Annotated in this window: 24 protein-coding genes; 15 read left to right on the top strand and 9 right to left on the bottom strand. The window is 72.8% G+C overall.

Going from position 1 to position 26,913, the window contains the following annotated elements:
• Positions 1-160 precede the first annotated feature (160 nt).
• Genes ACIQ9G_RS13970 through ACIQ9G_RS13960 form a run of 3 tightly spaced genes read left to right on the top strand, consistent with a single transcriptional unit; the run spans position 161 to position 3,432 of the window.
• Complete coding sequence (locus ACIQ9G_RS13970; RefSeq protein WP_403608668.1) at positions 161-1,396, top strand: outer membrane lipoprotein carrier protein LolA; 1,236 nt, start codon at positions 161-163, stop codon at positions 1,394-1,396.
• Between the two features lie 40 nt (positions 1,397-1,436).
• Positions 1,437-2,510 (top strand): ABC transporter ATP-binding protein, encoded by a 1,074-nt coding sequence (locus tag ACIQ9G_RS13965; protein ID WP_403608667.1) that lies wholly within the window; start codon positions 1,437-1,439, stop codon positions 2,508-2,510.
• Positions 2,497-3,432, top strand: coding sequence for an ABC transporter permease (locus ACIQ9G_RS13960; RefSeq protein ID WP_403608666.1), 936 nt, complete (start codon positions 2,497-2,499; stop codon positions 3,430-3,432). Before ACIQ9G_RS13965 ends, ACIQ9G_RS13960 begins: the two co-directional genes overlap by 14 nt.
• A 57-nt stretch (positions 3,433-3,489) precedes the next feature.
• Here the strand turns inward: ACIQ9G_RS13960 and ACIQ9G_RS13955 are convergent, their stop codons facing one another.
• Positions 3,490-4,008, bottom strand: a complete 519-nt coding sequence (locus ACIQ9G_RS13955) for a DUF6668 family protein (protein WP_403608665.1) — start codon at positions 4,006-4,008, stop codon at positions 3,490-3,492.
• 178 nt (positions 4,009-4,186) lie between these two features.
• Between ACIQ9G_RS13955 and ACIQ9G_RS13950 the strand changes: the two genes are divergently transcribed.
• Entirely contained in the window at positions 4,187-5,767 is a 1,581-nt protein-coding gene (locus ACIQ9G_RS13950) for a tetratricopeptide repeat protein (protein ID WP_403608664.1), read from the top strand.
• Positions 5,768-5,848: 81 nt separating this feature from the next.
• On the opposite strand, the gene ACIQ9G_RS13945 is transcribed toward ACIQ9G_RS13950, so the two are convergent.
• The 3 genes from ACIQ9G_RS13945 to ACIQ9G_RS13935 form a co-directional block, all read right to left on the bottom strand.
• Positions 5,849-6,319: a VOC family protein gene (locus ACIQ9G_RS13945; protein WP_403608663.1), complete on the bottom strand. Its 471-nt coding sequence runs from the start codon at positions 6,317-6,319 to the stop codon at positions 5,849-5,851.
• A 122-nt stretch (positions 6,320-6,441) separates the two neighbouring features.
• The gene (gene rarD, locus ACIQ9G_RS13940) at positions 6,442-7,512 is read right to left on the bottom strand and encodes an EamA family transporter RarD (RefSeq protein ID WP_403608834.1); all 1,071 of its coding nucleotides are present in this window, start codon (positions 7,510-7,512) and stop codon (positions 6,442-6,444) included.
• Between the two features lie 199 nt (positions 7,513-7,711).
• Positions 7,712-8,566 carry an SDR family oxidoreductase gene (locus ACIQ9G_RS13935; protein WP_403608662.1) on the bottom strand — a complete coding sequence of 285 codons (855 nt, stop codon included), beginning with the start codon at positions 8,564-8,566 and terminating at the stop codon, positions 7,712-7,714.
• An 89-nt stretch (positions 8,567-8,655) separates the two neighbouring features.
• On the opposite strand from ACIQ9G_RS13935, the gene ACIQ9G_RS13930 reads away from it, so the two are divergent.
• Positions 8,656-9,075: a winged helix-turn-helix transcriptional regulator gene (locus ACIQ9G_RS13930; RefSeq protein WP_403608661.1), complete on the top strand. Its 420-nt coding sequence runs from the start codon at positions 8,656-8,658 to the stop codon at positions 9,073-9,075.
• 16 nt (positions 9,076-9,091) lie between these two features.
• Here ACIQ9G_RS13930 and ACIQ9G_RS13925 read toward each other — a convergent pair whose 3' ends face one another.
• The 5 genes from ACIQ9G_RS13925 to ACIQ9G_RS13905 form a co-directional block, all read right to left on the bottom strand.
• Positions 9,092-10,171 carry a 2-oxoacid:ferredoxin oxidoreductase subunit beta gene (locus ACIQ9G_RS13925; RefSeq protein WP_403608660.1) on the bottom strand — a complete coding sequence of 360 codons (1,080 nt, stop codon included), beginning with the start codon at positions 10,169-10,171 and terminating at the stop codon, positions 9,092-9,094.
• Positions 10,164-12,092 carry a 2-oxoacid:acceptor oxidoreductase subunit alpha gene (locus tag ACIQ9G_RS13920; protein WP_403608659.1) on the bottom strand — a complete coding sequence of 643 codons (1,929 nt, stop codon included), beginning with the start codon at positions 12,090-12,092 and terminating at the stop codon, positions 10,164-10,166. The genes ACIQ9G_RS13925 and ACIQ9G_RS13920 overlap by 8 nt, the downstream gene beginning before the upstream one ends.
• A gap of 275 nt (positions 12,093-12,367) precedes the next feature.
• Positions 12,368-13,027, bottom strand: coding sequence for a LuxR C-terminal-related transcriptional regulator (locus ACIQ9G_RS13915; RefSeq protein ID WP_403608833.1), 660 nt, complete (start codon positions 13,025-13,027; stop codon positions 12,368-12,370).
• A 354-nt stretch (positions 13,028-13,381) separates the two neighbouring features.
• On the bottom strand, positions 13,382-14,770 hold the full coding sequence (locus ACIQ9G_RS13910) for a sensor histidine kinase (RefSeq protein WP_403608658.1): 1,389 nt from the start codon (positions 14,768-14,770) through the stop codon (positions 13,382-13,384).
• A gap of 239 nt (positions 14,771-15,009) precedes the next feature.
• Positions 15,010-16,212: a sensor histidine kinase gene (locus tag ACIQ9G_RS13905; RefSeq protein ID WP_403608657.1), complete on the bottom strand. Its 1,203-nt coding sequence runs from the start codon at positions 16,210-16,212 to the stop codon at positions 15,010-15,012.
• Between the two features lie 274 nt (positions 16,213-16,486).
• Here ACIQ9G_RS13905 and ACIQ9G_RS13900 point away from each other — a divergent pair, with 274 nt between their 5' ends.
• The 10 genes from ACIQ9G_RS13900 to ACIQ9G_RS13855 are packed head-to-tail and all read left to right on the top strand — an operon-like array spanning position 16,487 to position 26,888.
• Positions 16,487-16,894 (top strand): NADH-quinone oxidoreductase subunit A, encoded by a 408-nt coding sequence (locus ACIQ9G_RS13900; RefSeq protein ID WP_403608656.1) that lies wholly within the window; start codon positions 16,487-16,489, stop codon positions 16,892-16,894.
• Positions 16,885-17,586: an NADH-quinone oxidoreductase subunit B gene (locus ACIQ9G_RS13895; protein WP_403608655.1), complete on the top strand. Its 702-nt coding sequence runs from the start codon at positions 16,885-16,887 to the stop codon at positions 17,584-17,586. Before ACIQ9G_RS13900 ends, ACIQ9G_RS13895 begins: the two co-directional genes overlap by 10 nt.
• A complete protein-coding gene (locus ACIQ9G_RS13890) occupies positions 17,583-19,193 on the top strand; it encodes an NADH-quinone oxidoreductase subunit C (protein WP_403608654.1) in 1,611 nt (536 codons plus the stop codon). Before ACIQ9G_RS13895 ends, ACIQ9G_RS13890 begins: the two co-directional genes overlap by 4 nt.
• Entirely contained in the window at positions 19,190-20,158 is a 969-nt protein-coding gene (locus tag ACIQ9G_RS13885) for an NADH-quinone oxidoreductase subunit H (protein WP_403608653.1), read from the top strand. Before ACIQ9G_RS13890 ends, ACIQ9G_RS13885 begins: the two co-directional genes overlap by 4 nt.
• A complete protein-coding gene (locus ACIQ9G_RS13880) occupies positions 20,158-20,709 on the top strand; it encodes a NuoI/complex I 23 kDa subunit family protein (RefSeq protein ID WP_403608652.1) in 552 nt (183 codons plus the stop codon). The genes ACIQ9G_RS13885 and ACIQ9G_RS13880 overlap by 1 nt, the downstream gene beginning before the upstream one ends.
• A complete protein-coding gene (locus ACIQ9G_RS13875; protein WP_403608651.1) occupies positions 20,706-21,389 on the top strand; it encodes an NADH-quinone oxidoreductase subunit J in 684 nt (227 codons plus the stop codon). The genes ACIQ9G_RS13880 and ACIQ9G_RS13875 overlap by 4 nt, the downstream gene beginning before the upstream one ends.
• Positions 21,389-21,772, top strand: a complete 384-nt coding sequence (nuoK, locus tag ACIQ9G_RS13870; RefSeq protein ID WP_403608650.1) for an NADH-quinone oxidoreductase subunit NuoK — start codon at positions 21,389-21,391, stop codon at positions 21,770-21,772. Before ACIQ9G_RS13875 ends, nuoK begins: the two co-directional genes overlap by 1 nt.
• The gene (locus tag ACIQ9G_RS13865) at positions 21,769-23,763 is read left to right on the top strand and encodes an NADH-quinone oxidoreductase subunit L (protein WP_403608649.1); all 1,995 of its coding nucleotides are present in this window, start codon (positions 21,769-21,771) and stop codon (positions 23,761-23,763) included. Before nuoK ends, ACIQ9G_RS13865 begins: the two co-directional genes overlap by 4 nt.
• 6 nt (positions 23,764-23,769) lie before the next feature.
• Positions 23,770-25,344, top strand: coding sequence for a NuoM family protein (locus ACIQ9G_RS13860; protein WP_403608648.1), 1,575 nt, complete (start codon positions 23,770-23,772; stop codon positions 25,342-25,344).
• A complete protein-coding gene (locus ACIQ9G_RS13855) occupies positions 25,341-26,888 on the top strand; it encodes an NADH-quinone oxidoreductase subunit N (protein WP_403608647.1) in 1,548 nt (515 codons plus the stop codon). The genes ACIQ9G_RS13860 and ACIQ9G_RS13855 overlap by 4 nt, the downstream gene beginning before the upstream one ends.
• Positions 26,889-26,913 lie beyond the last annotated feature (25 nt).

The raw sequence follows: 26,913 nt of genomic DNA, 5'->3' as shown, positions 1-26,913 counted from the left end.
GATTTGGTCAGATGGAACACACGGACAACACCACTCCTCACCGATTCGGGTGAGAATGGCGGCTCGGGGTGGTGGGTGCACCGCCCCACTCGCGCAATGCCGGGAGCACCGGGGAGAGCGCGGACGAGCAGCCGCCGCCGACGACGGAGGTAAGGCACAGATGGCACCGTACGAATCCGACGAGAGCACCGGCGTCGAGGACGCCGACGAACTGCGCTCGGGACGGCGCAGGGCCGCGCGCTACGTCGTACCGGCCGCGGTGGTTGGGGTCGCGGCGGCGACCATCGGGCTGGTCCCGGCGCTCGCGGACTCCGGCGACCCCGACCTGCCGAAGATCACCGCGCAGCAACTCATCGAGAAAATCGCCAAGTCGGACGTCCAGCAGCTCTCCGGGACGGTGAAGGTCAGCACGGACCTCGGTCTGCCGGACCTGGGCGGCCTGGAGAGCGGCCTCGCCTCCCGTGCGGCCGGGGGCGGTGACGGTTCGTCGGCCGATCCGACGTCCAGGCTGACCGAGCTGGCCTCCGGCACGCACACCCTGCGCGTCGCGTCCGACGGCGAGGACCGGCAGAAGGTGTCGCTGATCGAGCGCGCCGCCGAGTACAGCCTCATCCACAACGGCAAGGACGTCTGGGGCTACGACAGCAAGTCGAACGAGGTCTACCACGGCACCGCCTCCCAGGACGGCGGCAAGCGGCACGACCAGGTCCCCGCCACGCCGAAGGACTTCGCCGACCAGGCCCTGAAGTCGGTCGACGACACCACGTCGGTGACGGTCGACGGCACCGCGCGGGTGGCCGGCCGGGACGCCTACAAGCTGGTCGTGAAGCCGAAGCAGTCCGGGACCACGGTCGGTGCGATCAGCATCGCGGTGGACGCGAAGACCGGGCTGCCGCTGAAGTTCACGCTGACGCCGGCGAGCGGCGGGGCCGCCGTCGTGGACGCGGGCTTCACCCAGGTGAGCTTCGCCAGGCCGGCCGCCTCGACCTTCGCCTTCACCCCGCCCAAGGGCGCGAAGGTCACCGACGAGAAGGACGCTGCACACGACGGCGCCAAGGCGCCCGAGCACGGCCTCCTGCCCGGAATGCCCTCGCGGAAGGACCTCGCCAAGGGCGGCCGGGAGGACTTCGCCAAGGAGGGCCCGAAGGTGCTCGGCAAGGGCTGGAACTCCATCGCCACCTTCGACACCGGCGGCAGGGGTGGCGCCCCGTCGGACTCCGGCAGCGGAGACCTCGGCGGCATGCTCGGCTCGCTGGGCGACCAGGTGACCGGCAAGTTCGGCAAGGGCACGGTCTTCTCCACGCGCCTGATCAACGCGCTGATCACGGACGACGGCAAGGTCTACGTCGGTGCCGTCACCAAGGGCGCACTGGTGAAGGCGGCGGACGCCGGGTAGTAACCGTCCGGAACGCGGGCACGACGAATCGAGGGAGCCGATGGACGAGGCGTCCGCCAAGCCGCTCGCCGGCCCGCCGGCCGGCCCCGCCGCCCGTCCGCCCGCCCCGGGCCCGGACGCGGAGCCGGGGGCCGTGGGGCCGGAGGCGGGCGCGGGTCCGGAGGCGGAGGAGGGGGCCGCGGGGCCGAGCGTCATCCACACCCGCGGCCTCACCAAGCGCTACCGCGGCGGACAGCTCGCCGTCGACGGTCTCGACCTGACCGTCCCGGCGGGCAGCGTCTTCGGCTTCCTCGGCCCGAACGGCTCGGGCAAGACCACCACCATCCGCATGCTGATGGGGCTGATCGAGCCCACCTCCGGCACCGCACGCGTCCTGGGCCGCCCGATGCCCCGGTCGACGCGGGCCGTGCTGCCGCACGTCGGAGCCCTGATCGAGGGGCCCGCGCTGTACGGCTTCCTCTCCGGCCGGGACAACCTGCTGCGCTACGACGCCGCCGACCCGTCCGCCGACCCGCGCACCCGGCGTGCGCGGGTCGCCGCCGCCCTGGACCGGGTGGGGCTGACGGCGCCGGCCGGCAGGAAGGCCAGGGCGTACTCCCTCGGCATGAAGCAGCGCCTCGGGCTGGCGGCCGCGCTGCTCCGGCCCCGGAAGCTGCTCGTCCTGGACGAGCCGACCAACGGCCTGGACCCGCAGGGGATGCGCGAGATCCGCTCCCTGGTCCGGGAACTGGCCTGCGACGGCACGACCGTCTTCCTCTCCTCCCACCTGCTGGACGAGATCGAGCAGGTGTGCACCCATGCGGCCGTCATGGCCCGGGGCAGACTGGTGACCCAGGGCCGGGTGGCCGAGCTGGCCGCCGGGATGCGGGGCCGGCTCGTGGTGACCACGCCCGACACCGGGGACGCGACCCGGGTGCTGAAGGAGCAGGGGGTCGGCGACGTGGTCGTCGACGGCGACCGGGTCACCGGTGAACCGCCGGACCGCGACCTCGCCGAGCTGAACGCGGCGCTGGTCGCGGCGGGCGTGCGCGTCCGCGGCTTCGGCCTCGAACGCGCCTCCCTGGAGGACGCGTTCGTGGCCCTCACGGGGGAGGGGTTCGATGTCGCGGGCTGACACACCGCCGGAGACGGCCGAAAAACCCGGAGGACCGGCTGAGACCCCCGTAGGGCCGGCCGGGGCAGGGGACCGCGCCCCGCACCCGCTGTGGACGCTCGGGCTGCTGCGCAGCGAGCTGGTGACCACCTTCCGTCGCTGGCGCACCCTCGCCCTGCTGGGCGTGCTGGCGGCCGTACCGGTCCTGGTCGGGATCGCCGTCCGGATCGAGACGAGGGACGGTGCCCCGGCCGGGCGCGGGGGCGGTCAGGGCCCGGCGTTCATCGCGCAGGTCACCAACAACGGCCTGTTCCTGGTCTTCACCGCGCTGGCGGCGACCCTGCCGTTCTTCCTGCCGATGGCCGTCGGCGTGGTCGCGGGCGACGCGATCGCCGGCGAGGCGAACGCGGGGACGCTGCGCTACCTCCTGGTCGCCCCGGCCGGCCGCACCCGCCTGCTGCTCACCAAGTACGCCACGACGATGGCCTTCTGCCTGGTCGCCACGCTCGTCGTCGCCGTCTCGGCGCTCACCGTCGGTGCGCTGCTCTTCCCGCTCGGGGACCTCACCACCATCTCGGGCACCCAGATCGACTTCGCCGAGGGACTGGGCCGTGCCCTGCTGATCGCCCTGCTCGTCGCGGCCTCCCTGACCGGCCTCGCGGCCCTCGGACTGTTCGTCTCGGCACTGACCGACAGCGGCATCGCGGCGATGGCGACGACCGTGGGCCTGCTGATCACCGTGCAGATCCTCGACCAGATCCCGCAGCTCCACGCGATCCAGCCGTACCTCTTCCCGCACTACTGGCTGTCCTTCGCCGACCTGATGCGCGATCCGGTCTACTGGGACGACCTGGTGAAGAACCTTCAGTTGCAGGCCGTGTACGCGGCCGTGTTCGGCTCGGCGGCCTGGGCGCGCTTCACGGCGAAGGACATAACCGCCTAGGCACCACAGCGTCGGGCGTCGTCGCGGAGGGCGTCATCGCGTCATCGCGTCACCGCGTCACCGCGTCACCGTTCCCGTGAGGCGGGTGAGCGCCTCCGTCTCGCGCGGGGGCCGCCCGCCGAGCTCGCCCACGCGCCAGGCCGGTACCCACGGGACGCGGTACACGTCGATGACGGCCTCGATCGGCTTCACACGCTGCGCGAGCTGCCGCGGCAGCCGCCCCGGCGCGTCCGCGACCAGGACGACGGCGTCCAGATCCAGCCCGGCCGGTGCCTCGCCCCGGCGGAACACCTCCAGGGTCCGGATCACGGCGTCCAGCCCGGCCGCGTGCGTCCGGGCGACGAGCAGGACCGAGCGGGCGGCGTCGGGACCGGGCCAGCCGCGGCCGCAGTCGTGACCGCCGTACACCGCCGCCAGCGTCGTCGTGCCCGCGCCGCCGTGGGTGGCCACCCACGAGAAGCGCCGGGGCGTGACCGGCCCGCCGACAGGCCGTTCGGGCGTACCCTCCCGAGCGTCGGCTTCGGCCACCGGCCCGCGAATCCAGATCTCCGGTCCCTGCCGCACAACTGTCCCCATGCCCGTTCCCCTCCTCCGTCATCCCGACGATCTTCACGCTCGGCGCGTTACCGACGACACGGCGGCGGAGTTCCTGGTGCGAGTCTGTGACGTCGTGGTGACGTGAGAACCGCAGGCGAGCGGAGAGACTCGACAGTACGCGTACGACCGGATCGCGCGCATCCGAGTGAGGGAGCCGATGTCTCGACTGAGCCGCGAGAAGAAGCGGGAACTGAAGCGTGCCGCTCGTGCGGCGGCACCCGCGGCCACACCGATCTCCGTGCACGTGCCCGCGGACGGCGCGGGAGCCTCGGTCGGAGGCGTACCGGTCCGTACCGCCGCCGGCGAGGAGATCCAGCACGCCGTCCTGAACCACCTGCACCGCCTCGCCCTCGCCACCGGCCACCCCGTCCTCGCCACGGTCACCGACGAACGCATCGGCTACGTCGTCCCCCTGCGCGTCCAGAGCGACGGGTCCAGCGACTTCACCGCCGAGCCACTGCGCACGACCCCGCCCCAGCCCCCGCGTCCGCCGAGGCCGGTCTCCGCGACAGCCTCGGCGGAACCCGCCGCGCCGAACGAGGGGGCCCCGCCGCCCGCGCCGTCGTCCGGTTCCGCCGCGCCCTCCGGTGCTCCCGGCCCCGCGCCCGAGGAGCCCGAGTCCGAGCCCGGCACGGACGCGCCACGGTCGTCGACCGATCGGCGCACGCACCTCTTGCGGAAGGCGCCGGAGCCGGTGCGGGAGTCCGCCCCCACGTTCCCGTTGCGGGCGGTGCCGGAACCGCGGGGCGAGACGCCCCCGACCTTCCCGCTGCGCGCGGTGCCCGAGCCGCAGCCGTCCGCCGAACCCGCGCCGACCTTCCCGCTGCGGGCCATACCGGAGCCGACCGACCGGCCGGACTCCGGCACGGCCGCCACGCCGGCCGACCGGCCGGACTCCGGCACCGTGACCCCCGGCACCGTGAGCGCCCCGACCGGGCAGTTCGGGCCGCCCCCGGTGATGGACGCGCGGCCCACCGCCGCACCCGGCCCCGCGGCCGCACCGACGTCCGCGGCCGCCCCCGCGCCCCCCGCCGAGCCGTCCGACCAGGAACCGGCGCCCGCCCCCGTCGCTCGGCCCGAGCGCGTACCCGCACCCGAACTCGCATCCGCGCCGCAAGCCGCCTCCAAGCCCGAAATCGCCTCCAAGCCCGAGCCCGCAGCCGCCTCCGAGCCCGACCCCGATCCCAAGCCCACTCCCGCCCGCGGTTTCGACGCCGTGGCCGAAGCGGTGCTCGGGGACGATCCCAGGACCGCGGCCGGCGAGGGCGGTACCGTCCTGCTCGCCGAGCCCATGGCGCGGATCAACGGGGCCGTGAAGTCGGGCCGGATCGAAGAGGCGGCGACGCTGGCCGAGCGCACCGTCACGGAGGCGTCGGCCACGCTCGGCCCGGAGCACGCCGAGGTGCTGCGCCTGCGCGAGCTCACCGCGTACATCGCCTATCTGGCGACCGACCCGGTCCGCTCGTTCGGCCTGTCCCTCGACCTGGCCCGCATCCGGCGCCGCGCCGGCGACGCGGAGGCGGCCTACGGCAACGTGCAGAGCGCGGCCGCCGCCTGGCGCGCGGTTCGTGACCCCGAGCAGGGCCTGCGGCTCGGCCGCGATCTGATCGGGCTGTGGACCGAACTCACCGTCGAGGACGGTCCGGCCGCCGACGACATCGAGCAACTGGAGTCGGCCCGCGCCCGGATGGGCCGTCTCGCCGAGCGGGCCGGCAGGGCGGAACCCCCGGCGCGCTGACCCGGCCCCGCCCCCGCGGCTCCCTTCACGGGGACGGGACTCGTCAGCTCACGCGGAATTCGTCGGCTCACGCGGAATTCGTCAGCACACGCAGAACTCGTTGCCCTCCGGATCAGCCATCACCACCCACTCCCCGGCGGGCTCCCGCACGTGCCGCAGCACGCTCGCCCCGAGCTTCTCCAGCCGCTCCACCTCCTCCGCGCGCCGGTCCTCGCCGGGGTGCAGGTCGAGGTGGAGCCGGTTCTTGCCGCTCTTGGGCTCCGGCACGCGCTGGAAGAGCAGCCGCCGCCCCAGTCCGGTGCCGCGCTCCTGGTCGTAGGGGTCGTCGGGGTGGCGTACGCCGACCAGGTCCCTGAAGGCGGCGCGACCGTGGAATTCCACGGTGGCCGCGCCCGGCAGCGCGCCGAGTTCAAGCAGCCGTTCGACGAGCGCGCTGTTGTCCTCGACCTCGTAGTGCAGCGCGCCGGCCCAGAAGTCGGCCTGCGCGTGCGGGTCGGCGGCGTCGATGACGAGCTTCCAGTGCAGCGGGGTCGCCGCGGGCGTCTGAGTCATGTCACCAGTCATATGGGCTGCGTGAGCCGCGGACCAGGGAAACGCCGGAATCCCCACCCGGCCTGACACCGCACTCCTGCGACGGCAGCTCCTGCCGAGCGGCACGCCCGGGCAGATGCTCCCTAGGCTTCTGCCGAGCCGGCCACCGGCCCCGTACCCGGCTCACCGGCAACCGCCCCCGAGCCCGCCTGGGCTGGGACCGCTCCCAGGCCCGGCTCAGGGGCCACCGCTCCCGGGACGACCTGCGCGGCCACCACAGCGGAAGCCGGCAGGGTGTCCGCCGCCCCGGAGGCCACTCCGGACCCGGCCGCCCCGGAGCCCGCCACCGTCCGCGGCGGGATGCCGAGCGTCGCCCGGAACCGGGCCGCCCGGCGCGCGGCGCGCAGCCCGTCCAAGGTCAGCAGGGACAGCGCCAGCCACACCAGGGCGAACCCGGCCCAGCGCTCGACGGGCATGGACTCGTGGAAGTAGAGGATGCCCAGCAGGAACTGGAAGACCGGCGCGAGGTACTGGAGCAGCCCCAGCGTCGACAGCGGCACGCGGATCGCGGCGGCGCCGAAGAGGACCAGCGGCAGCGCGGTGACGAAGCCGGTCGAGGCGAGCAGGGCGGCGTGCCCGGCGCCCTCAGCGGCGAAGGTCGAGTGGCCCTGGGCGCTCAGCCACAGCAGATAGCCGAGCGCGGGCAGGAACTGGATCGCGGTCTCCGCGGCCAGCGACTCGACGCCGCCGAGGCCGACCTTCTTCTTCACCAGGCCGTAGGTGGCGAAGGAGAAGGCGAGGCACAGGGAGATCCACGGCGGACGGCCGTACCCGACGGTGAGCGTGAGCACGGCCGCGAGGCCGACGCCGACCGCGGCCCACTGCACGGGCCGCAGCCGCTCCTTGAGGATCAGGACGCCCATGGCGATGGTGACCAGGGGGTTGATGAAGTAGCCGAGGGAGGCCTCGACGACATGGCCGCTGTTGACGGCCCAGATGTAGACGCCCCAGTTGACGGTGATCACCCCGGCCGCCAGGACGACGAGTGCCAGCCGGCGTGGCTGCCGCAGCAGCTCGCCGGCCCAGGCCCAGCGCCGTACGGCCAGCAGCGCGACGGCGACGAAGGCGAGGGACCACACCATCCGGTGGGCGAGGATCTCCGCCGCCCCGGCCGGCTTCAGCAGGGGCCAGAACAGGGGGACGAGCCCCCACATCCCGTAGGCCGCGAAGCCGTTCAGCAGTCCTGTGCGCCGCTCCCCGCTCGACCTCTCGGACACGGGCCCCTCCTTCGTGCGTGACTGCGTCCCGTGCAGCAAGGACGAAGGTAACGCCGAACACCCCCGCCTGTCATGCCCGTATCGCCATACGGTCATGACAGGCGGAGGAGGGGAGCCGGAGAGTCCCGCCGGGGAGTCAGCCCTTGAGCGCGGCGGTGATCGCCTCGGCGACCGGGGTGGCCGGCCGGCCGATCAGGCGGGACAGGTCCCCGGAGCCGACGACCAGCTCGCCCTTCTCGATGTGGGCGTCCACGCCCGCCAGGATCGCAGCGAGCGGCGCGGGCAGCCCGGCGCCGGTCAGGACGGCCTCGTACTCCGCGACGGAGACCGGGGTGTACGCGATCTCCCGGCCGGCCTGCCGGCTCAGCTCGGCGGCGAACTCGGCGAAGCTCCACGCCTCGTCCCCGCCCAGCTCGTACGTCGTGTTCTCGTGGCCGTCGCCGGTCAGCACCGCCACCGCGGCGGCCGCGTAGTCGGCGCGGGCGGCGGAGGAGACCCGGCCCTCTCCGGCGGCGTGCACGAGGACGCCGTGCGCGAGCGCCGGGGCGAGCTGCTCGGTGTAGTTCTCGTGGTACCAGCCGTTGCGCAGCAGCGAGTACGGCAGGCCCGAGGCCTTCAGCGCCTGCTCGGTGCCGCGGTGGTCGTCGGCGAGGGCGGCCCGCAGGGTGCCGGGGGCGCTGGTGTACGCGAGCAGCGCCACGCCGGCCGCCTCGGCGGCGTCGATGACGACACGGTGCTGCCGGACCCGGTCGTCGGTGATCTCGTTGCCGGAGACGAGCAGGACCTTGTCGCCGGCCGCGAACAGGCCGTCGAAGGTCTCCGGCGCGTTGTAGTCGGCGACCGCGATCCGCACGCCCCGCTCCGCGAGGTCGGCGGCCTTCTCGGGGGTGCGCACGACCGCGGTGACGTGTCCGGCCGGAACCTTCTCCAGCAACTGCTCCACGACGAGGCGGCCGAGGTGTCCGGTGGCTCCGGTGACGACGATGCTCATGACGAATCTCCTTGAAGGGGGTGTCTGACACTCACCCTAGAAGGGGCGCTAACTCTTGGAAAGTACCCACTTTGAAGTAAGGTACTGGCATGACAGTAAGTGCTTCGACGAGGAGCGCCGGGCGCGACGGCGACGCGGCGATGTGCCCCCACCGCCTGGTCCTGGACCACGTCACCAGCCGCTGGGGCGTGCTCGTCCTGATCGAGCTGCTGGAGAGCCCCCGCCGCTTCGGTGAGCTGCGCCGGGCCGTCGGCCGGGGACGCGGGCGGACCGTCAGCGAGAAGATGCTGACCCAGACGCTTCAGACCCTGGAGCGCGACGGCCTGGTCCACCGGGACGCCAAGCCCGTCATCCCGCCCCGCGTCGACTACTCCCTCACCGATCTCGGCCGCGAGGCGGCCGAGCACGTGCGGGCGCTGGCGCGCTGGACCGAGGACCGTCTGACGGACGTGGAGCAGGCCCGCCGGGCATACGACGAGGCCCGGGCGCCTCGGGCCCGGGCCTCGTGACGGAGAGCCGACGCGCTCAGCCGACGACCGTCCAGGTGTCGCCGCCGGCCAGCAGCGCGGCCAGGTCGCCCTTGCCACGCTGTTCGACCGCCGTGTCCAGCTGGTCGGCCATCGCCGTGTCGTAGACCGGCCGGTCGACGGACCGGAAGACGCCGATCGGGGTGTGGTGCAGCGTGTCCGGGTCGGCGAGCCGCGACAGCGCGAACGCCGTGGTCGGCGAGTCCGCGTGGGCGTCGTGGACCAGGACGTCGGCCTCGTTGTCCGCGGTGACGGTGACGACCTTGAGGTCGCCGGTCTGCCGGTCCCGTACGACACCGCGCGCGCCGTCCGCGCCGAAGCGGATCCGCTGCCCGTGCTCCAGCCGGATCAGGGCCTCCTCGGCCCGCTGCCGGTCCTTCAGGGCGTCGAAGGCGCCGTCGTTGAAGATGTTGCAGTTCTGGTAGATCTCGATCAGCGCGGTGCCCGGATGCGCGGCCGCGGCGCGCAGCACCTCGGTCAGGTGCTTGCGGTCGGAGTCGATGGTGCGGGCCACGAAGGAGGCCTCCGCGCCGATCGCCAGCGAGACCGGGTTGAAGGGCGCGTCCAGCGAGCCCATCGGCGTCGACTTGGTGATCTTGCCGACCTCGGAGGTCGGGGAGTACTGGCCCTTGGTCAGGCCGTAGATCCGGTTGTTGAACAGCAGGATCTTGAGGTTGACGTTACGGCGCAGAGCGTGGATGAGGTGGTTGCCGCCGATGGACAGCGCGTCGCCGTCGCCGGTGACCACCCAGACGCTCAGGTCGCGCCGCGAGGTCGCGAGGCCCGTGGCGATGGCGGGCGCGCGGCCGTGGATGGAGTGCATCCCGTAGGTGTTCATGTAGTACGGGAAGCGGGAGGAGCAGCCGATGCCCGAGACGAAGACGACGTTCTCCCTGGCCAGGCCCAGCTCCGGCATGAAGCCCTGGACCGCCGCCAGGATCGCGTAGTCGCCGCAGCCCGGGCACCAGCGCACTTCCTGGTCGGACTTGAAGTCCTTCATGGACTGCCTGGCCTCGGCCTTGGGCACCAGAGTGAGCGCCTCGACCGTGCCCGTGCCTTCCATGGACGTCTCAGCCATCGATGGCCTCCTTGAGAGCCTTGGCGAGCTGCTCCGCCTTGAACGGCATGCCGTTCACCTGGTTGTACGAGTGCGCGTCCACCAGGTACTTCGCTCGCACGAGCGTGGCGAGCTGCCCGAGGTTCATCTCGGGGATCACCACCTTCTCGTAGCGCTTCAGGACCGCGCCGAGGTTCTTCGGGAAGGGGTTGAGGTGGCGCAGGTGCGCCTGGGCGGCGGATTCCCCGGCCGCCCGCAGCCGGCGGACGGCGGCGGTGATCGGGCCGTACGTCGAGCCCCAGCCCAGCACCAGGGTGCGTGCCTCGTGCGGGTCGTCGACCTCCACGTCGGGCACCTCGATGCCGTCGACCTTGGCCTGACGGGTGCGCACCATGAAGTCGTGGTTGGCCGGGTCGTAGGAGATGTTGCCCGTGCCGTCCTGCTTCTCGATGCCGCCGATGCGGTGCTCCAGGCCCGGGGTGCCCGGGATCGCCCACGGGCGGGCCAGCGTCCTGGCGTCCCGCTTGTACGGCCAGAACACCTCGGTGCCGTCGGCGAGCGTGTGGTTCGGGCCCTGCGCGAACTGCACCCGCAGGTCGGGCAGCTCGTCCAGCTCGGGGATGCGCCACGGCTCGGAGCCGTTGGCCAGGTAGCCGTCGGACAGCAGCATGACCGGGGTGCGGTAGGTCAGCGCGATCCGGGCCGCCTCCAGCGCCGCGTCGAAGCAGTCGGCCGGGGTGCGCGGGGCGACCACCGGGACCGGGGCCTCGCCGTTGCGGCCGTACATCGCCTGCAGCAGGTCCGCCTGCTCGGTCTTGGTGGGCAGGCCCGTCGACGGCCCGCCGCGCTGGATGTCGATCACCAGCAGCGGCAGCTCCAGCGACACCGCGAGGCCGATCGTCTCGCTCTTCAGCGCGACACCCGGCCCGGACGTGGTCGTCACCGCCAGCGAACCGCCGAAGGCCGCGCCCAGCGCCGCGCCGATGCCGGCGATCTCGTCCTCGGCCTGGAAGGTCCGCACACCGAAGTTCTTGTGCTTGGACAGCTCGTGCAGGATGTCCGAGGCCGGGGTGATCGGGTACGAGCCCAGGAACAGCGGCAGGTCCGCCTGGCGGGAGGCGGCGACCAGACCGTAGGCCAGGGCCAGGTTGCCGGAGATGTTGCGGTAGGTGCCGACCGGGAAGGCCTGGGCGGCTGGGGCGACCTCGTAGGAGACCGCGAAGTCCTCCGTCGTCTCGCCGAAGTTCCAGCCCGCGCGGAAGGCGGCGATGTTGGCGGCCGCGATGTCCGGCTTCTTGGCGAACTTCGACTTCAGGAACTTCTCGGTGCCCTCGGTTGGCCGGTGGTACATCCAGCTCAGCAGGCCCAGCGCGAACATGTTCTTGCTGCGCTCGGCCTCCTTGCGGCTGAGCTCGAACTCCTTCAGCGCCTCGACCGTCAGCGTGGTCAGCGGCACCGGATGGAGGTGGTAGCCGTCGAGCGAGCCGTCCTCCAGAGGGGAGGCGGCGTAGCCGACCTTCTGCATCGCGCGCTTGGTGAACTCGTCGGTGTTGACGATGATCTCCGCGCCGCGCGGCAGGTCGCCGATGTTGGCCTTCAGGGCGGCCGGGTTCATCGCGACCAGCACGTTCGGCGCGTCGCCCGGGGTGAGGATGTCGTGGTCGGCGAAGTGCAGCTGGAAGGACGACACGCCCGGCAGGGTGCCGGCGGGCGCCCGGATCTCGGCCGGGAAGTTCGGCAGCGTCGACAGGTCGTTCCCGAAGGACGCGGTCTCGGAGGTGAAACGGTCACCCGTGAGCTGCATACCGTCGCCCGAGTCGCCCGCGAACCGGATGATCACCCGGTCCAGACGCCGGACGTCCTTCGTCCCGGCCGCCCCGCGCTGCTCTCCCACGACGGCTCCGTCGGCCTGCTCCGCTGGACTGCTGACCTGGCTGGTCACTGAACTGGACCTCCTTCGAGGCGGCTGTGCGGGAGCGGCCTTCCCGAAGACCTTCCCAAAATCAACCCTACGACCGTGAGGGTCGCCTTCCTTGTGCCGTTCGCATCGTGGACGCACTCATGAGACGCCCCGATGCCCTGATGTGTCCATCTTCCGTGCCCCTCTGCGCACGTAGGGAGACGCCCTCCCTCGGCTGTACGGTTCTAGGCTCGTCCCTCCGCCTCTCGCCGCGTTCGTATCTCGCTCGATCCCGGTGTCCGACCAGTGTCGGCCCCTCACGAGTTCAGATAGGTGAGCACGGCCAGAACACGCCGGTGGTCCCCGTCGCTCGGAGACAGACCGAGCTTCATGAAGATGTTGCTGACGTGCTTCTCGACCGCGCCGTCGCTCACCACCAGCTGCCGGGCGACCGCCGAGTTCGTCCGCCCCTCGGCCATCAGCCCCAGCACCTCGCGCTCCCGCGGGGTCAGCCCCGCGAGGACGTCCTGCTTGCGGCTGCGCCCGAGCAGCTGCGCGACCACCTCGGGGTCGAGCGCCGTACCCCCCTGGGCCACCCGGACCACCGCGTCCACGAACTCCCTCACCTCGGCCACGCGGTCCTTGAGCAGATAGCCGACCCCGCGACTGGAACCGGCCAGCAGTTCGGTGGCGTACCGCTCCTCCACGTACTGAGACAGCACGAGCACGCCCAGATCCGGGTGCGTCTTCCGCAGCCGCACCGCGGCCCGCACCCCCTCGTCGGTGTGCGTCGGCGGCATCCGCACGTCCGCCACGACGACGTCCGGCAGCGCGCCCTCCTCGTGCAGCGCGGTGACGGTCTTGATCAGCGCGTCCGCGTCGCCGACACCGGCCACCACGTCGTGCCCGCGGTCGGTCAGCAACCGGGTCAGGCCCTCCCTGAGCAGCACCGAGTCCTCGGCGATGACCACCCGCACCCTGTCCTCCACCTTCGCCGGCCCCCCGCCTCGTGCCACGCCCGTCCCTGCGGCCGCGGCTTCGACTACGACATGGTCCAGCATTCCAGTACTCGGGCCCGGGCGCGCCCGAGCCGGGAGATCGGGGGAACAGTGGTGCGGATTCCGGCCGTTCGGTGGCCTGTTCGCGAGGGGTGAGCTGATCGAGGGAGGGCGAGAGGGTGAGCTGATACAGGGAGGGCGAGAGGGGGAGGTCGAGAGGCGGGCGGGCGAGAGGGGAGGTCGAGAGGGGAGGTCGAGAGGAGGCGGGCGGGCGGGGAGTGAGAGCCGGCCGCGAGGGGCGAGTGAGAGGTGAACCGGGGAGAGAGACGCCGTTCAGCGCCGCCAGGGCAGCTCCGCGGTCACCCGGGTGGGCCCGCCCGCCGGGGAGTCGACGACCAGGATCCCGTCCACCGCGTCCAGCCGCTCCGCCAGCCCGGCCAGCCCCGAGCCCCCGGACGTGTCGGCGCCCCCGACCCCGTCGTCCGTCACCTGCAGCAGCAGCCGGTCCTCCGCGCGCCACACGTCCACGGAGGCCGAGCGCGCCCCGCTGTGCTTGCTGATGTTCTGCAGCAGCTCGGAGACGGTGAAGTACGCGATCCCCTCGATCGCCGGGGCCGGCCGCTCGGCCAGGTCCACCTCCACCCGCACCGGAACCGTGCACCGGGAGGCGACCGCGGAGAGCGCGGCGTCCAGCCCGCGGTCCGTCAGCACCGCCGGATGGATCCCGCGCGCCAGGTCCCGCAGCTCCTGCAGTGCCGTCTTCACTTCGCCGTGCGCCTCGCCCACCATCCGCGCGGCCGCCCGCGGATCCTCCGCCAGCTTCTCCTTCGCCAGCCCCAGATCCATCGCCAGCGCCACCAGCCGGGCCTGCGCCCCGTCGTGCAGGTCCCGCTCGATGCGCCGCAGGTCCGCGGCGGCCGTGTCGACGACGACCCCCCGGTCGGACTCCAGCTCCACCACCCGCGCCGACAGCCGCGACGGTCCGAGCAGCCCGAGCACCAGCAGCCGGTCCACCGTCGTCAGCGCCCGCACGATCCACGGCGCGGCCAGCGTGAACAGCATCCCGACGAGCGCGGTCACCGTGATCTCGAACGGGTTGTCGAGAAAGACGCGGTGGTGCTCGTCGCCGTAGAGCTGAAGGCCGCCCTGTCCGGCCCACATCGGGAACACCCAGAACCACAGCGGATACGTCAGCAGCGACCAGCCCAGCGTCCAGACGGTCACGGCCACCGTGAAGGAGAAGACCGCCCACGGGAAGTGCAGCACCGCGTACAGCATCGCCCGCCACGACGTGCCGCTCTTCAGGACGGCCCCCATCCAGGCCGCCGGGCCCCGGTCCCGTGGACGCAACGGCTGCGGCTCGCCCACCTCCAGGCCGAGCAGCCCGCGCGCCCGCGCCCGCTCCATCGCGCCGAAGCCGCGGCAGCCCGTCAGACCCGCCGCCAGCACGGGTACGCCGAGGAAGGTGACCAGCAGGCCGGCGCCCAGCGACACCATCGTGACGGTGTAGGTGAACAGCAGGATGCCGATCGGCAGGCCGAGCAGGACGTACCCGAACTCGCGCAGGCTGCGGCCCTCGAAGGGCGCCCGAAGTCCGGCGGGCAGGCGGTGCCGCCCGGGGCCGGCCCCCGTGCCGGTCCATGGGTCCGTGCGCCGGTCCGTCCGTGCGCTCGCACCCGTTCCCGAGGTCTGTCCGTACCCCTGTCCGTATCCGGTGGCCATCGGTCTCGTCCCGTTCCCCTCGTCCGTCCTGAGGTCCGCGCCAGGCGGTCTGTGGTGTGCGTTCCGCGGTCCGCGGTCCGCGCCGTCTGTCGTCTGCACTGCCGTCTGCCGTCTGCGAGTCGCCGTCTGCGAGCCGCGGCCTGCGGTGCGTGCGCTCTGTGTGCGGTCTCCAGCCTGCTCGGGTCCGGGCCACGGGACCATGGAGCGCGTCGGCGTCCCGGCCGGGGGGTTTTCCCCACCTACCGCCGGCCGGGGACCTCGGTCCGGTCCCGCCAGGGCAGCTCGGCCGTGACGGTCGTGGGGCCGCCCGGCGGAGACTCGACCACGAACAGGCCGTCGACGGCGTCCAGCCGCTCGGCCAGTCCCCGCATCCCCGTGCCGCCGTCCAGGCGCGCTCCGCCGCGGCCGTCGTCCCACACCTGGATGAGCAGCCGGCCGTCGGTCCGCCACACGTCGACGGAGGCGGACCGCGCCCCGCTGTGCTTGCTGACGTTCTGCAGCAGCTCGGAGACGGTGAAGTAGGCGATGCCCTCGATGGCCGCGGCCGGGCGTTCGTCCAGGTCGGCGGTCACCTTCACCGGAACCGTGCAGCGCGAGGCGACCGAGGAGAGGGCCGCGTCCAGGCCCCGGTCGGTCAGCACCGCGGGATGGATGCCGCGGGCCAGGTCGCGCAGCTCCTGCAGGGCGAGTTTCACCTCGCCGTGCGCCTCCTCGACCATCAAGGCGGCGGAGTCGGGGTCCTCGAGCAGCTTCTCCTTGGCCAGCCCCAGCCCCATGGCCAGATTGACCAGCCGGGCCTGTGCCCCGTCGTGCAGGTCCCGCTCGATGCGCCGCAGGTCGGCGGCCGCGGTGTCGACCACCACACCCCGGTCGGACTCCAGTTCGGCGATCCTCCGCTCCAGCTCGTCGGACGGCGACAGCAGCGCGCGTGCCATGGCCCGGTCCGCGTTCGTCAGCGCCCGCGCGATGAACGGCAGCACCGGCCACAGCACGAACAGCGAGGTCAGGGTCACGGCGAAGGTGAGGACGCCCCACGGCAGCCGTATGACCTCGTACAGGGCCGTGCGCCAGGCCACCGGGTCTCCCAGCGTCAACCACAGCCGGTTGAACCACCCCTTCGTCCGGTGCAGCGGCAGCGGACTCGGCTCGTCGATCCGCAGGGCGAGCAGGGACCGGAGCCGGGCGCGCTCCAGCCGGCCCAACTGCCGCGCCCCCAGCAGCCCGGCCGCGAGCAGCGGCAGCCCGACGACGGTGAGCGTCAGCCCGGCGCCGGTGGTGAGCACGACCACGACGTAGACGAACCCGAGCAGTGACACGGGCAGGTTCGCCAGGAGATGCGTGATCTCCTTCCAGGTGGGCAGGTCGTAGGCGAGACGGGCCGGGGGCGGGCGATCCTCGTCGCCGGGCGCCGCCGGACCGGCGGCGGGGGTGGGTGCGGTCATGGGGGTCAGCGTGCCGTGCGGCGCGGCCCCGCGCCATGAGGTCGGCCGCCCCGGTCGACGGGGGAAAACCCCACCCCGCGTCCCAAGGCGTGTACTGGCTTCTTACCGCGCCTTTATCAGGGCCTAGACTCCCGTGCGTACAGATCGTCGAACACAGGGTTCACGACGGTACGCGGCGGTCACGAAGACCACGAAAGCCACGGACAGGACCACGAAGGCCACGGAGACCACGAAGGTCGTCCGGGTCTCGAGGACAGGGAGCGAGGAACGGACGGTGCGGGAGACGTTGCGGGGGTCGACCGTCGTCATCGCGGCCGACTACTTCCAGTCCTATGCGGTCGTCGGACTGCTCGCCGTCGTCGGCGTGCTCTTCGTCGCGGTCGCCTTCGGCGCGGGCCGCCTGCTGCGCCCGGTCGTGCCCACCCCGGAGAAACTCCTGACGTACGAGTGCGGCGTCGACCCGGTCGGCGAGGGCTGGGCCCACACCCAGGTCCGCTACTACGTCTACGCGTTCCTGTACGTCATCTTCGCCGTCGACTCGATCTTCCTGTTCCCCTGGGCGACGGTCTTCGCCGCCCCCGGCTACGGCGCGGCGACGCTCGTGGAGATGTTCATCTTCCTCGGCTTCCTGGCCGTGGGCCTGCTGTACGCATACAAGAAGGGCGTCCTGGCATGGACGTGAACCCCTCGGCCCCCGAGACCCCCTCGGCCTCCGGGCCCGTCTCGGCTCCCGAGTCCGCCTCGGTCTCCGAGTCCGTCCCTCCTGCCGCTTCCGAGGCCGCCGCTCCCGGTCCCGTGCTCCTTCCGGAGCCGAAGCGGCTGGGCGCCCTCGCGCGCCTCGCCCCCGAGCCGATGAAGGTCGTCCTGAACTGGGGCCGCCGCTACTCGCTCTGGGTCTTCAACTTCGGCCTCGCCTGCTGCGCGATCGAGTTCATCGCCGCGTCGATGGCCCGGCACGACTTCATCCGCCTCGGCGTGATCCCCTTCGCGCCGGGTCCGCGCCAGGCCGACCTGATGGTCGTCTCCGGCACGGTGACCGACAAGATGGCCCCGGCGGTCAAACGCCTGTACGAGCAGATGCCCGAGCCGAAGTACGTCATCTCCTTCGGCGCCTGCTCCAACTGCGGCGGTCCGTACTGGGACTCCTACTCCGTCACCAAGGGCGTCGACCAGATCATCCCGGTGGACGTCTACGTCCCCGGCTGCCCGCCGCGTCCCGAGGCGCTGCTCCAGGGCATCCTCAAGCTCCAGGAGAAGATCGCGCGCGAGTCGCTGGGGGAGCGGTACGCGACCGGGACCGCACGTCCCTCGACGGCCGCGCTGCGGAGCGGACTCATGCGACCGCCCGCCCCCGCCGCCGAGGAGGGACGATGACCGCCGTGGGATGGCTGCCCGCCACCGCCGAGGAACTGTTCGGCCCCGACGCCACGGCCGAGGAGTCCTACGAGGTCCTCACCGTCGACGTACCGCCGGCGTCCTGGGTCTCCGCGCTGCGGACCGCCCGTGACGAACTGGGCTGCACCTACTTCGACTGGCTGAGCGCGGTCGACGAACCGGGCACCGGCTTCCGCGTCTCCGCCCACGTCGTCGCCCTCGCCCCGGTACGCCGGCTGCTCCTGCGCACCACGGTCCCCCACGAGGCGCCGGCCCTCGCCACGGCCGTCGACGTCTACGCGGGCGCGGCCTGGCACGAGCGCGAGACGCACGAGATGTTCGGCGTCGTCTTCGAGGGCCACCCGGCCCTGGACCACCTTCTCCTCCCGGAGAGCTTCGAGGGCAACCCTCTCCGCAAGGACTTCGTCCTCGCGGCCCGCGTCGCCAAGGCGTGGCCGGGCGCGAAGGAGCCGGGGGAGTCGGACCACGGCGGCCCCAAGCGCCGCCAGATGCTGCCCCCGGGCGTGCCCGACCCCAACGAGTGGGGCCCTCAGAAGGGCCAGCTCCCACCCGCCCCGGCCCGCCCGGCCCGTGGCGCCCGCGCGGCAGGAGAGCGCCCGGCCCGCGCCGCGGGCGAACGTCCGGCCCGTGCGGCACGCGGAGCAGCCGAGGGCACCGCGACCGCGGGGGGCGACCGTCCCGTGCGCGCGGCCGGGGAGCGTCCGGCGCGGCGCATGCGCACGGCGGCGGAGGGCTCGGCCAGCCAGACGGCAGAGCAGCGGACGGCGGAGCGGCAGACGGCAGAGGGGCAGACGGCAGAGGGGCCGACAGCAGAACAGCAGGCCGGTGAGAAGCGGTCGGCCGGGCGGTCGGCGGCCGAGGGCGCGTCGACGCGGGCCCCGGCCGCGGAGGGACCCGCCGTGGCGGAAGGCCCCGCGGCGGAGGACTCGGCGGCCCGCGAGCCGGTCAGCCCGCCCGCGACGACGGACGGCGACACTGACACCGGCACCGGCGCCGGTACGGAGACCGGCACAGGCGCCGGCACCACCGCGCCGCCTCCGGCCTCCGCGGACGCGGCCTCTCCGCCAGGGGGACCGGCCTCCGGTGCCCCGGCCGGCCCACGCCGCGCCCGCGGCGCGTCCGAGGGCTCGGCCTCCCAACGCGCGGGCACCCCCGGCACCTCCGGCAGCCCCGGCACCTCCGGACCCCGCCGCGCCCGCAGCGTGAGCGAGGGCTCGGCCTCCCAGCGGTCGCGGCCGGAGGCTCCCACCCCGCCGCGGGCCCCCGCGGCCCCCCGCAGCTCGGACGCCCCCTGGCACCACGCCCGTCCGGCGTTCGACGAGCCCGAGCCGGAGCAGAGCGCCGAGGCGCGGCCGGAGCCCGCCCCCGAGCCGGAGCGGCACGCCAAGGAGCCCGACCGGCCCGGCGGCGACGCGCCCGAGCAGCCCCAGGGCGACCGGACGGACGATCGGGTGGATGACCGGGTGGATGACCGGACCGGCGATCGAACGAACGACCGGACCGATGCCCGGACCAGCGACCGCGACCGGCCGAACGACCCCACGGACACCCCGACCCCCGACGCCCCCGAAGGAGGCCCGCAGTGAACGACGCGGTCGACGTCGCCCTGCGACTCCTGGTCGTCTTCGTCGTCTTCCTCACCTTCCCGCTGATCGTCGGCCAGACCGAGCACAAGGTGATGGCGCACATGCAGGGCCGCCTCGGCCCGATGTACGCCGGCGGCTTCCACGGCTGGGCCCAGCTCGTCGCGGACGGCGTGAAGTTCGCGCAGAAGGAGGACGTGGTCCCGGCGGGCGCGGACCGCCGCATCTTCCAGCTCGCCCCCGCCGTCGCCCTGCTGCCGTACCTCCTGGTGCTGCTCGCCATCCCGATCGGCCCCGGCGAGGGCGCGGTCGGGCAGGTCCTGGACGCCGGTGTGTTCTTCGTGCTGGCCGTCATGGGCGTCGGCGTTCTCGGCTCCCTCATGGCCGGCTGGGCCTCCGCCAACAAGTTCTCCCTCCTCGGCGGCCTGCGCACCGCCGCCCAGCTCCTCGCCTACGAGCTCCCGATGCTGCTCACCGCCGCCTCCGTGGCGATGGCGGCGGGCACGGTGTCCCTCCCCGGCATCGTCCACGCCTTCCACTGGTGGTGGCTGCCCTGGCAGATCGTCGGCGCGATCGTGTTCTTCGTCGCCGGCCTCGCCGAACTGCAGCGCCCGCCGTTCGACATGCCCGTCGCCGACTCGGAGATCATCTTCGGCGCGTACACCGAGTACACCGGCCTGCGCTTCGCCCTGTTCCTCCTCGCCGAGTACGCCGGGATCGTCGTCCTGTGCGGCCTGACCACGGTCCTCTTCCTGGGCGGCTGGCACGGGCCGTGGGGCGCCGAGGGCCTCGGCTGGGTGTGGACCCTGCTGAAGACGGCCGTCCTCGCCTTCGTCGTCATCTGGCTCCGCGTGACCTACCCCCGCCTGCGCGAGGACCAGCTCCAGAAGCTCTCCTGGACCCTCCTGGTCCCTCTCTCCCTCGCCCAGATCGCCCTCACCGGCATCGTCAAGGTGGTGATCTCCTGATGTCGCCCTTCCCCGGCTCCGGCCTCGCCAAGGGCCTGGCCGTCACCCTGCGCACGATGACGAAGAAGACCGTCACCGAGCAGTACCCGGACGTCCAGCCGGACCTGCCGCCCCGCACCCGCGGGGTGATCGGCCTGTTCGAGGAGAACTGCACGGTCTGCATGCTGTGCGCCCGCGAGTGCCCGGACTGGTGCATCTACATCGACTCGCACAAGGAGACCGTCCCGGCGGCGACCCCCGGCGGCCGTGAACGCAGCCGCAACGTCCTCGACCGCTTCGCCATCGACTTCTCCCTGTGCATGTACTGCGGTATCTGCATCGAGGTCTGTCCTTTCGACGCCCTGTTCTGGTCCCCGGAGTTCGAGTACGCCGAGACCGACATCCGCGACCTCACCCACGAGCGCGACAAGCTGCGCGAGTGGATGTGGACCGTCCCGGCCCCGCCCGCCCTGGACCCCGGCGCGGAGGAGCCCAAGGAGATCGCCGCCGCTCGCAAGACCGCCGAGAAGCTCGCCGCGGCACAGGCCGAGCCCCAGGAGGGAGACGCGTGATCCTCTCCGCAGCCGCCGCGACGGCCCACGTCACGACCACCGCCGCCGCCCCGGGCCACGGCTTCCTCTCCCCGACCGGTGTCGAGATCGCCTTCCTCCTGGTCGGCCTGGTCACCTTCGGCGCCGCGCTCGTCACCGTCACCACCCGCCAGCTGGTGCACGCCGCCCTGTGGCTGGTGGTGACCCTCGGCGGCCTGGCCGTCGAGTACCTCCTGCTCAGCGCCGAGTTCATCGCCTGGGTGCAGGTCCTCATCTACGTCGGTTCCGTGGTCGTCCTCCTCCTGTTCGGCCTGATGCTCACCAGGGCCCCCATCGGCCGCTCCCCGGACGCCGACTCCGGCAACCGCTGGGCTGCCCTCACCGTGGCCGTCGCCGCCGCGGCCGCTCTGGTCTGGGTCGTCGTCGACGCCTTCCGCACCACCTGGATCGACCTGGACGGCGCCCCCGCCGGGTCGACCAGGGTCACCGGCGAGAGCCTCTTCCAGAACTGGGTCCTGCCCTTCGAGGCCCTCTCCGTCCTCCTCCTCGCCGCGCTGGTCGGCGCGATCGTGCTCTCCCGCAGGGCGAAGGGGGACGCCACAGCCCCGGAACCCTTGGACGCCTCGGCCTCCGGGTCCGCGGGTGCTCCGGAGTCCCCGGGCGCCCCCGGTGACCGGGCCGCCCAGGAAGGTGTCCGCTGATGCACCTCGCCTATCCCGCCGTGCTCTCCGCCCTCCTCTTCTGCACGGGCCTGTACGGCGTCCTCGCCCGCCGCAACGCGATCCTGGTCCTGATGTCGGTCGAGCTGATGCTCAACGCCGTCAACCTCAACCTCGTCGCCTTCGACGTCTGGCTCAGCAGGACCGCCGCGGAGACCCTGCACTCCGGCCAGGCCCTGACCCTGTTCACCATCGCCATCGCCGCCGCCGAGATCGGCATCGGCCTGGCGATCGTCCTCGCCGTCTACCGCAACCGCGGCACCTCGGACATCGACCGCCTCCGCGACGCCGCCGAAGGCCACGACGACGGCCCCGACAGTGACGCCCCCACGACGGCCGCGAAGAAGGCTGAGGCCACCGCGTGACCACGACCACCCTCGCCGTCCTCGTCCCCCTCCTTCCGTTCCTGGGCGCCGTCGCCGGCCTGCTGCTCGGCCGCACCGCCCCCGGGTTCGTCCGCCCGCTCGCCGTCCTGCCGGTCCTCGCCTCCTTCACGCTCGCCGTGCTGGTCGCCGCCCAGCAGGGCGGCGGCCCGGCCATCGACGCCGCCACCGAACTCACCCCCACCGGCTCGGTCCCGATCTACCTGGCCCTGCACATCGACGGCTTCGCCGCGCTCGTCGCCGTCCTGGTCGGCCTGGTCGGCGGCTGCGTTCAGATCTACTCGACGGGCTACCTGCGCGACGACCCGCGCTACTCCTCGTACGCCGCTCTCGTCTCCCTCTTCACCTCCGCGATGCTGCTCGTCGTCTACTCGGGCGACCTGATCGTGCTGCTGGTCGGCTGGGAAGTCATGGGCATCTGCTCCTACTTCCTCGTCGGTCACTACTGGGAAACCCCGGAGGCCCGCGCCGCCTCCCTCAAGGCCTTCCTGGTCACCAAGCTCGGCGACGTGCCCTTCCTGATCGGGCTGTTCGCGCTCGGCACCGACGCCGGCTCCTTCCGGATCACCAAGATCCTCGGCACCGTCGCCGGCGGCGGGCTGCACCACCCGACCCTCGTCGCCCTGCTGCTCCTCGCCGGCGTGGCGGGCAAGTCGGCCCAGTTCCCGCTGCACACCTGGCTCCCCGACGCCATGGCGGGCCCGACCCCCGTCTCCGCGCTGATCCACGCCGCGACGATGGTCGCCGCCGGTGTCTACTTCGTCGCACGTCTCCTCCCCGTCTTCCAGGCCTCCTCGGCCGCGATGGTCGTCCTCGCCGTCATGGCCGCGGTCACGATGGCCGGCTCCGCCGTCGCCGCACTCGCACAGGACGACATCAAGCGGGTCCTCGCCTACTCGACGATCGGCCAGCTCGGGTACATGACCGGCGCGCTCGCCGTCGGCGACCGCGGTGCCGCCGTCTTCCACCTCCTGTCCCACGGCGCTTTCAAGGCGCTGCTGTTCCTCGCCGCCGGCGTGATCATCCACGCCGCCGGCACCAACTCGCTGGCCGCCATGTCCCGCATGAGCCACCTGCGCGACCGCGTCCCCGACGCCTACTGGACGATGACCGTGGCGCTGCTCGCGCTCGCCGCGGTCCCGCCGTTCAGCGGCTTCTTCTCCAAGGAGTCCGTCCTCGGCGCCGCCGAACAGGTCGCCACCGGCCACTCCGGCCGCGCCCCCGGCGCGGCGGGCTGGGTCGTCCTCGTCTCCGCGCTGTTCACGGCCCTGCTGACCGCCGCCTACGCGATGCGCCTGTGGCTGCTGGCCTTCCGCGGCCGGGGCGCCGAGGCCCCCGACCACGGCAGGCAGCCCCTGGTCATGAATGCCGTGCTGTGGGTGCTCGCCGTGCCCTCCCTCGCCTTCGGCGGCCTCGCCTTCCGGCTGCTGCCCGACTGGTTCGGCGGTGGCGACCTCACCCCGACCCTCACCACCTCCGTGCTCGGCACCGGCCTGGCCCTGACCGGTGGGATCGTCACCTACGGCGCCTGGCGGCACACCACCGCCCTCGCCGCCCGCGTCCCCCTCGGTGCGGTCGCCGCCCACCCGGAGGCCGACGCCGGAGTCGTCGAGGCCGAGGCCATCGCCAGCCACGCGCCCGCCTACGGCGACATCGCCTACGCGCCCGACCCCGCGGACCCCGGACGGCTGCTGCTCGGCCCGCTGCACCGCCACGCCGCCGTCGGCTTCCACCTCGACGCCGTGTACGCGGCCCTCTTCGTCCGGCCGGTCCTCGCCGGAGCGAGTCTCGTCCGGTTCCTGGACCGCGAGGTCGTCGAGACCTACGTACGCGGTGCCGGGGCCCTACCCCGGCTGCTCGGGGCCGCCGTACGGCGCGCCCAGACCGGCAATGTGCAGACCTATGTGAGCGCGCTGCTCGCCGGCACCGTCGTCCTCGCGGTCGCCGCCGTCCTCGTCGCCACGGGAGCGTGAGCAGGCGTGATCGATATCAGCGAGTCCGTGATGCAGTTCCTTCTGGCATTCGTCGTCGTCGCACCGCTCCTCGGCGCGCTCGCCGCTCTCCTGCCGGCCCCGCCCGGGCTGAAGGGGAAGTCGCCCGAGCAGGCCGTGCTGCGGCACGGCGTCACCGTGACCGGCGCGGTCCTTCTCGCCGCGATCGCCCTGGCGCTCGGCTTCGACCACGACCACCCGTCGAAGATGCAGGCCACGACCGACATCAGCTGGATCCCCGCACTCCACGTGCGCATCCACCTCGGCATCGACGGCATCTCCCTCCCCCTCGTCGTCCTGACCGCGCTGCTGACCTTCCTCTGCGCGCTGTACAGCTACTTCAAGATGCCTTCGGGACCCACCCCGAAGGCCTTCGTCGCGCTGGTGCTCGTCCTCGAGTCCGGCACCCTCGCGACCTTCACCGTCCTCGACCTGCTGCTGTTCTTCCTCGCGTTCGAGACGGTGCTCGTCCCGATGTACTTCCTCATCGCCCGCTGGGGCGGAGAGGCCCGGCAGGCCGCCGCCTGGCGGTTCATCCTCTACACCCTGCTCGGTTCGGTCGTCATGCTGCTCGGCCTGCTCCTGATCGGAATCAAGGCGGGCACGTTCGACATGGTGGCACTCGCCACTGACAACGGCCGGTCGCTGACCACATCCGTGCAGGTCATCGCCGTTCTGGCGATCGGGATCGGGCTCGCGGTCAAAACCCCGATGTGGCCCCTGCACAGCTGGCTGCCGGACGCCCACACCGCCGCTCCGACCGTCGGCTCGGTCCTGCTGGCCGGTGTACTGCTGAAGATGGGTACGTACGGGTTCGTCCGGATTCTGCTGCCGGTCGCGCCCGACGGCTTCCGCACCTTCGCGCCCTACCTGGCCGCCCTCGCCGTCGTCGGGATCATCTACGGATCCCTGGCCTGTCTCGCCCTGGCCAAGCGGGGCGCCAAGGGCGACCTGAAGCGGCTCATCGCCTACTCGTCCGTCGGCCACATGGGCTTCGTGCTGCTCGGCATCGCCACCATGACCCCGACCGGCGTGAACGGCGCGCTGTTCGCCAACATCGCCCACGGCCTCATCACCGGCCTGCTCTTCTTCCTGGTCGGCGGGCTGAAGGACCGCACCGGCAGCACCGACCTCGACACCATCGCCGAGGACACCGGCGCCGCGCTGTACGGCAAGGCCCCGCGCCTCGGCGGTCTGCTCGCCTTCGGCGCGGTCGCCTCGCTCGGACTGCCGGGCCTGGCCGGCTTCTGGGGCGAGATGCTGGCCCTGTTCGGCGCGTTCGAGCCCGCCGCCGGCCTCAGCCGGCCCGCCTTCCTCACCTTCATGGCGATCGGCGCGTTCGGCACCCTGCTGACAGCCGCGTACATGCTCGTGGTGGTCCGCCGCGTCTGCATGGGCGCCGTCCCCGAACAGGCACCGCGACTCGCCGACGTCCACACCTACGAGTTCGCGGCCTGGACCCCGCTCGTCGCCCTCACCGTCGTCGCCGGCCTCTGGCCGAAGGCCCTGCTCGGCCTGACCGACCCGGCCGTGCAACAACTCCTCGCAGGAGGGACCCGATGAGCGCCCTGGCCCAGCACACCGCGCAGGCCGTGGCCCAGCCCCTGGCCGAATCGGCGGTCCAGTCCGTCGACTGGCTCGCCATCGCGCCCCCCACCCTCGCCGCGGTGGCCGCCCTCGTCGTCCTCGTCGCCGACCTCTTCGTCCCCGACGCGCGCAAGCCGCTCCTCGGCTGGACCTCGGTCGCCGGCCTCGCGACCTCCACGCTGCTCCTGCTGCCCCTGCTCCACGGTGACCGCACCACCTTCTGCCTGACCGGCCACGCCGACCTCTGCAGCTACAGCGCCGACCGCTTCACCCTCGTCATCCAGTTCCTCGTCCTCGGCGGCGCCCTCCTCGTGGCCCTGCTGTCGGTCACCACCCTCAAGGACGCCCGCACGGCGCTCCCCGAAGGCGAGTACTGGTTCCTGCTGCTGTCCTCGGCCGCGGGCGCCGCGCTGCTGCCCGCGTCCCGCGACCTGGCCACCCTGATCGTCGCCCTGGAGGTCGCCTCCCTGCCCGCCTTCGCGCTCGTGGGCATCCGGCAGGGCGACCGCAGGTCCTCCGACGCCGCCCTGAAGTTCTTCCTGTCGTCGGTCACCGCCACCGCCGTCAGCCTCATGGGCATCAGCTTCGTCTACGCCTCGACCGGCACCCTCTACCTCACACAGGTGGCCGACCGCATCCAGCACGTCGACGGACAGCTCCACACACTCGCCCAGACCGGCGTCGTCCTCACCCTCGTCGGCTTCGCCTTCAAGACGGCCGCCGTCCCCTTCCACTTCTGGGTCCCCGACACCTACGTCGGCGCACCCCTGCCGATCGCCGCCTACCTGTCGGTCGTCGGTAAAGCGGTCGGCTTCACCGGCCTGATCCTCGTCACGGTCGTCGCCTTCCCGTCGTACGCGGACGTCTGGGGCCCGGCCCTCGCGGTCCTCGCCGCGCTCACCATGACCGTCGGCAACGTCGGTGCCCTGCGACAGCAGGCCACGCGCGCGTACAGCGCGGTACGGCTGCTCGCCTGGTCCTCCGTCGGCCAGGCCGGGTACCTCCTGGTCCCGATCGCCGCCGCCGGCTACGCGAAGGACCCCCAGAAGACGATCGGCTCCACCGTCGCGTACGCCCTCATGTACACCGCAGTGAACCTCGGCGCCTTCGCGGTCGCCGCGCTCGTCGGCCGCACCAGGACCCGCAACCGCCTCACCGACTACCGCGGCCTGTACGCCACCAACCCGCTGACCGCACTCCTCCTGGCCTTCTTCCTGCTGTGCCTCGCCGGGCTCCCGCCGGGCGTCATCGGCCTCTTCGCCAAGGTCACGGTCTTCTCCGCGGCCGTCGACGCCGGACTCGGCTGGCTCGCCGTCGTCATGGCCGTCAACGTCGTCGTCGCGCTGTTCTACTACCTCCAGTGGACGGCCCTGCTGTTCCGCGCCCCCGAGGGCGAGCCGGCCGCGCACCGCCTCCCAGCACCCCTCACGGCCGCGATCACCCTCACGGCCGTCCTCGGCATCGCCCTGTCCGGCGCCCCCCAGCTCGTGCTCCGCTTCGCCGGTACGACCCTGTTCTGAGCCCCTGGCCGATGCCGGGGCCCCG

This window comes from Streptomyces sp. NPDC096152 (genome assembly GCF_044763235.1).
GTDB lineage: Bacteria > Actinomycetota > Actinomycetes > Streptomycetales > Streptomycetaceae > Streptomyces.
Note: the sequence above shows the minus strand (reverse complement) of the source record. Positions and strands in the feature narration are given on the sequence as shown.

What these genes read in the sequence shown, in the direction of transcription:
- ACIQ9G_RS13970 (WP_403608668.1), top strand. Translation starts at nt 161, where the DNA reads ATGGCACCGTACGAATCCGACGAGAGCACCGGCGTCGAGGACGCCGAC.
- ACIQ9G_RS13965 (WP_403608667.1), top strand. Translation starts at nt 1,437, where the DNA reads ATGGACGAGGCGTCCGCCAAGCCGCTCGCCGGCCCGCCGGCCGGCCCC.
- ACIQ9G_RS13960 (WP_403608666.1), top strand. Translation starts at nt 2,497, where the DNA reads ATGTCGCGGGCTGACACACCGCCGGAGACGGCCGAAAAACCCGGAGGA.
- ACIQ9G_RS13955 (WP_403608665.1), bottom strand. Translation starts at nt 4,008, where the DNA reads ATGGGGACAGTTGTGCGGCAGGGACCGGAGATCTGGATTCGCGGGCCG.
- ACIQ9G_RS13950 (WP_403608664.1), top strand. Translation starts at nt 4,187, where the DNA reads ATGTCTCGACTGAGCCGCGAGAAGAAGCGGGAACTGAAGCGTGCCGCT.
- ACIQ9G_RS13945 (WP_403608663.1), bottom strand. Translation starts at nt 6,319, where the DNA reads ATGACTCAGACGCCCGCGGCGACCCCGCTGCACTGGAAGCTCGTCATC.
- rarD (WP_403608834.1), bottom strand. Translation starts at nt 7,512, where the DNA reads ATGTGGGGGCTCGTCCCCCTGTTCTGGCCCCTGCTGAAGCCGGCCGGG.
- ACIQ9G_RS13935 (WP_403608662.1), bottom strand. Translation starts at nt 8,566, where the DNA reads ATGAGCATCGTCGTCACCGGAGCCACCGGACACCTCGGCCGCCTCGTC.
- ACIQ9G_RS13930 (WP_403608661.1), top strand. Translation starts at nt 8,656, where the DNA reads ATGACAGTAAGTGCTTCGACGAGGAGCGCCGGGCGCGACGGCGACGCG.
- ACIQ9G_RS13925 (WP_403608660.1), bottom strand. Translation starts at nt 10,171, where the DNA reads ATGGCTGAGACGTCCATGGAAGGCACGGGCACGGTCGAGGCGCTCACT.
- ACIQ9G_RS13910 (WP_403608658.1), bottom strand. Translation starts at nt 14,770, where the DNA reads ATGGCCACCGGATACGGACAGGGGTACGGACAGACCTCGGGAACGGGT.
- ACIQ9G_RS13905 (WP_403608657.1), bottom strand. Translation starts at nt 16,212, where the DNA reads ATGACCGCACCCACCCCCGCCGCCGGTCCGGCGGCGCCCGGCGACGAG.
- ACIQ9G_RS13895 (WP_403608655.1), top strand. Translation starts at nt 16,885, where the DNA reads ATGGACGTGAACCCCTCGGCCCCCGAGACCCCCTCGGCCTCCGGGCCC.
- ACIQ9G_RS13890 (WP_403608654.1), top strand. Translation starts at nt 17,583, where the DNA reads ATGACCGCCGTGGGATGGCTGCCCGCCACCGCCGAGGAACTGTTCGGC.
- ACIQ9G_RS13880 (WP_403608652.1), top strand. Translation starts at nt 20,158, where the DNA reads ATGTCGCCCTTCCCCGGCTCCGGCCTCGCCAAGGGCCTGGCCGTCACC.
- nuoK (WP_403608650.1), top strand. Translation starts at nt 21,389, where the DNA reads ATGCACCTCGCCTATCCCGCCGTGCTCTCCGCCCTCCTCTTCTGCACG.
- ACIQ9G_RS13855 (WP_403608647.1), top strand. Translation starts at nt 25,341, where the DNA reads ATGAGCGCCCTGGCCCAGCACACCGCGCAGGCCGTGGCCCAGCCCCTG.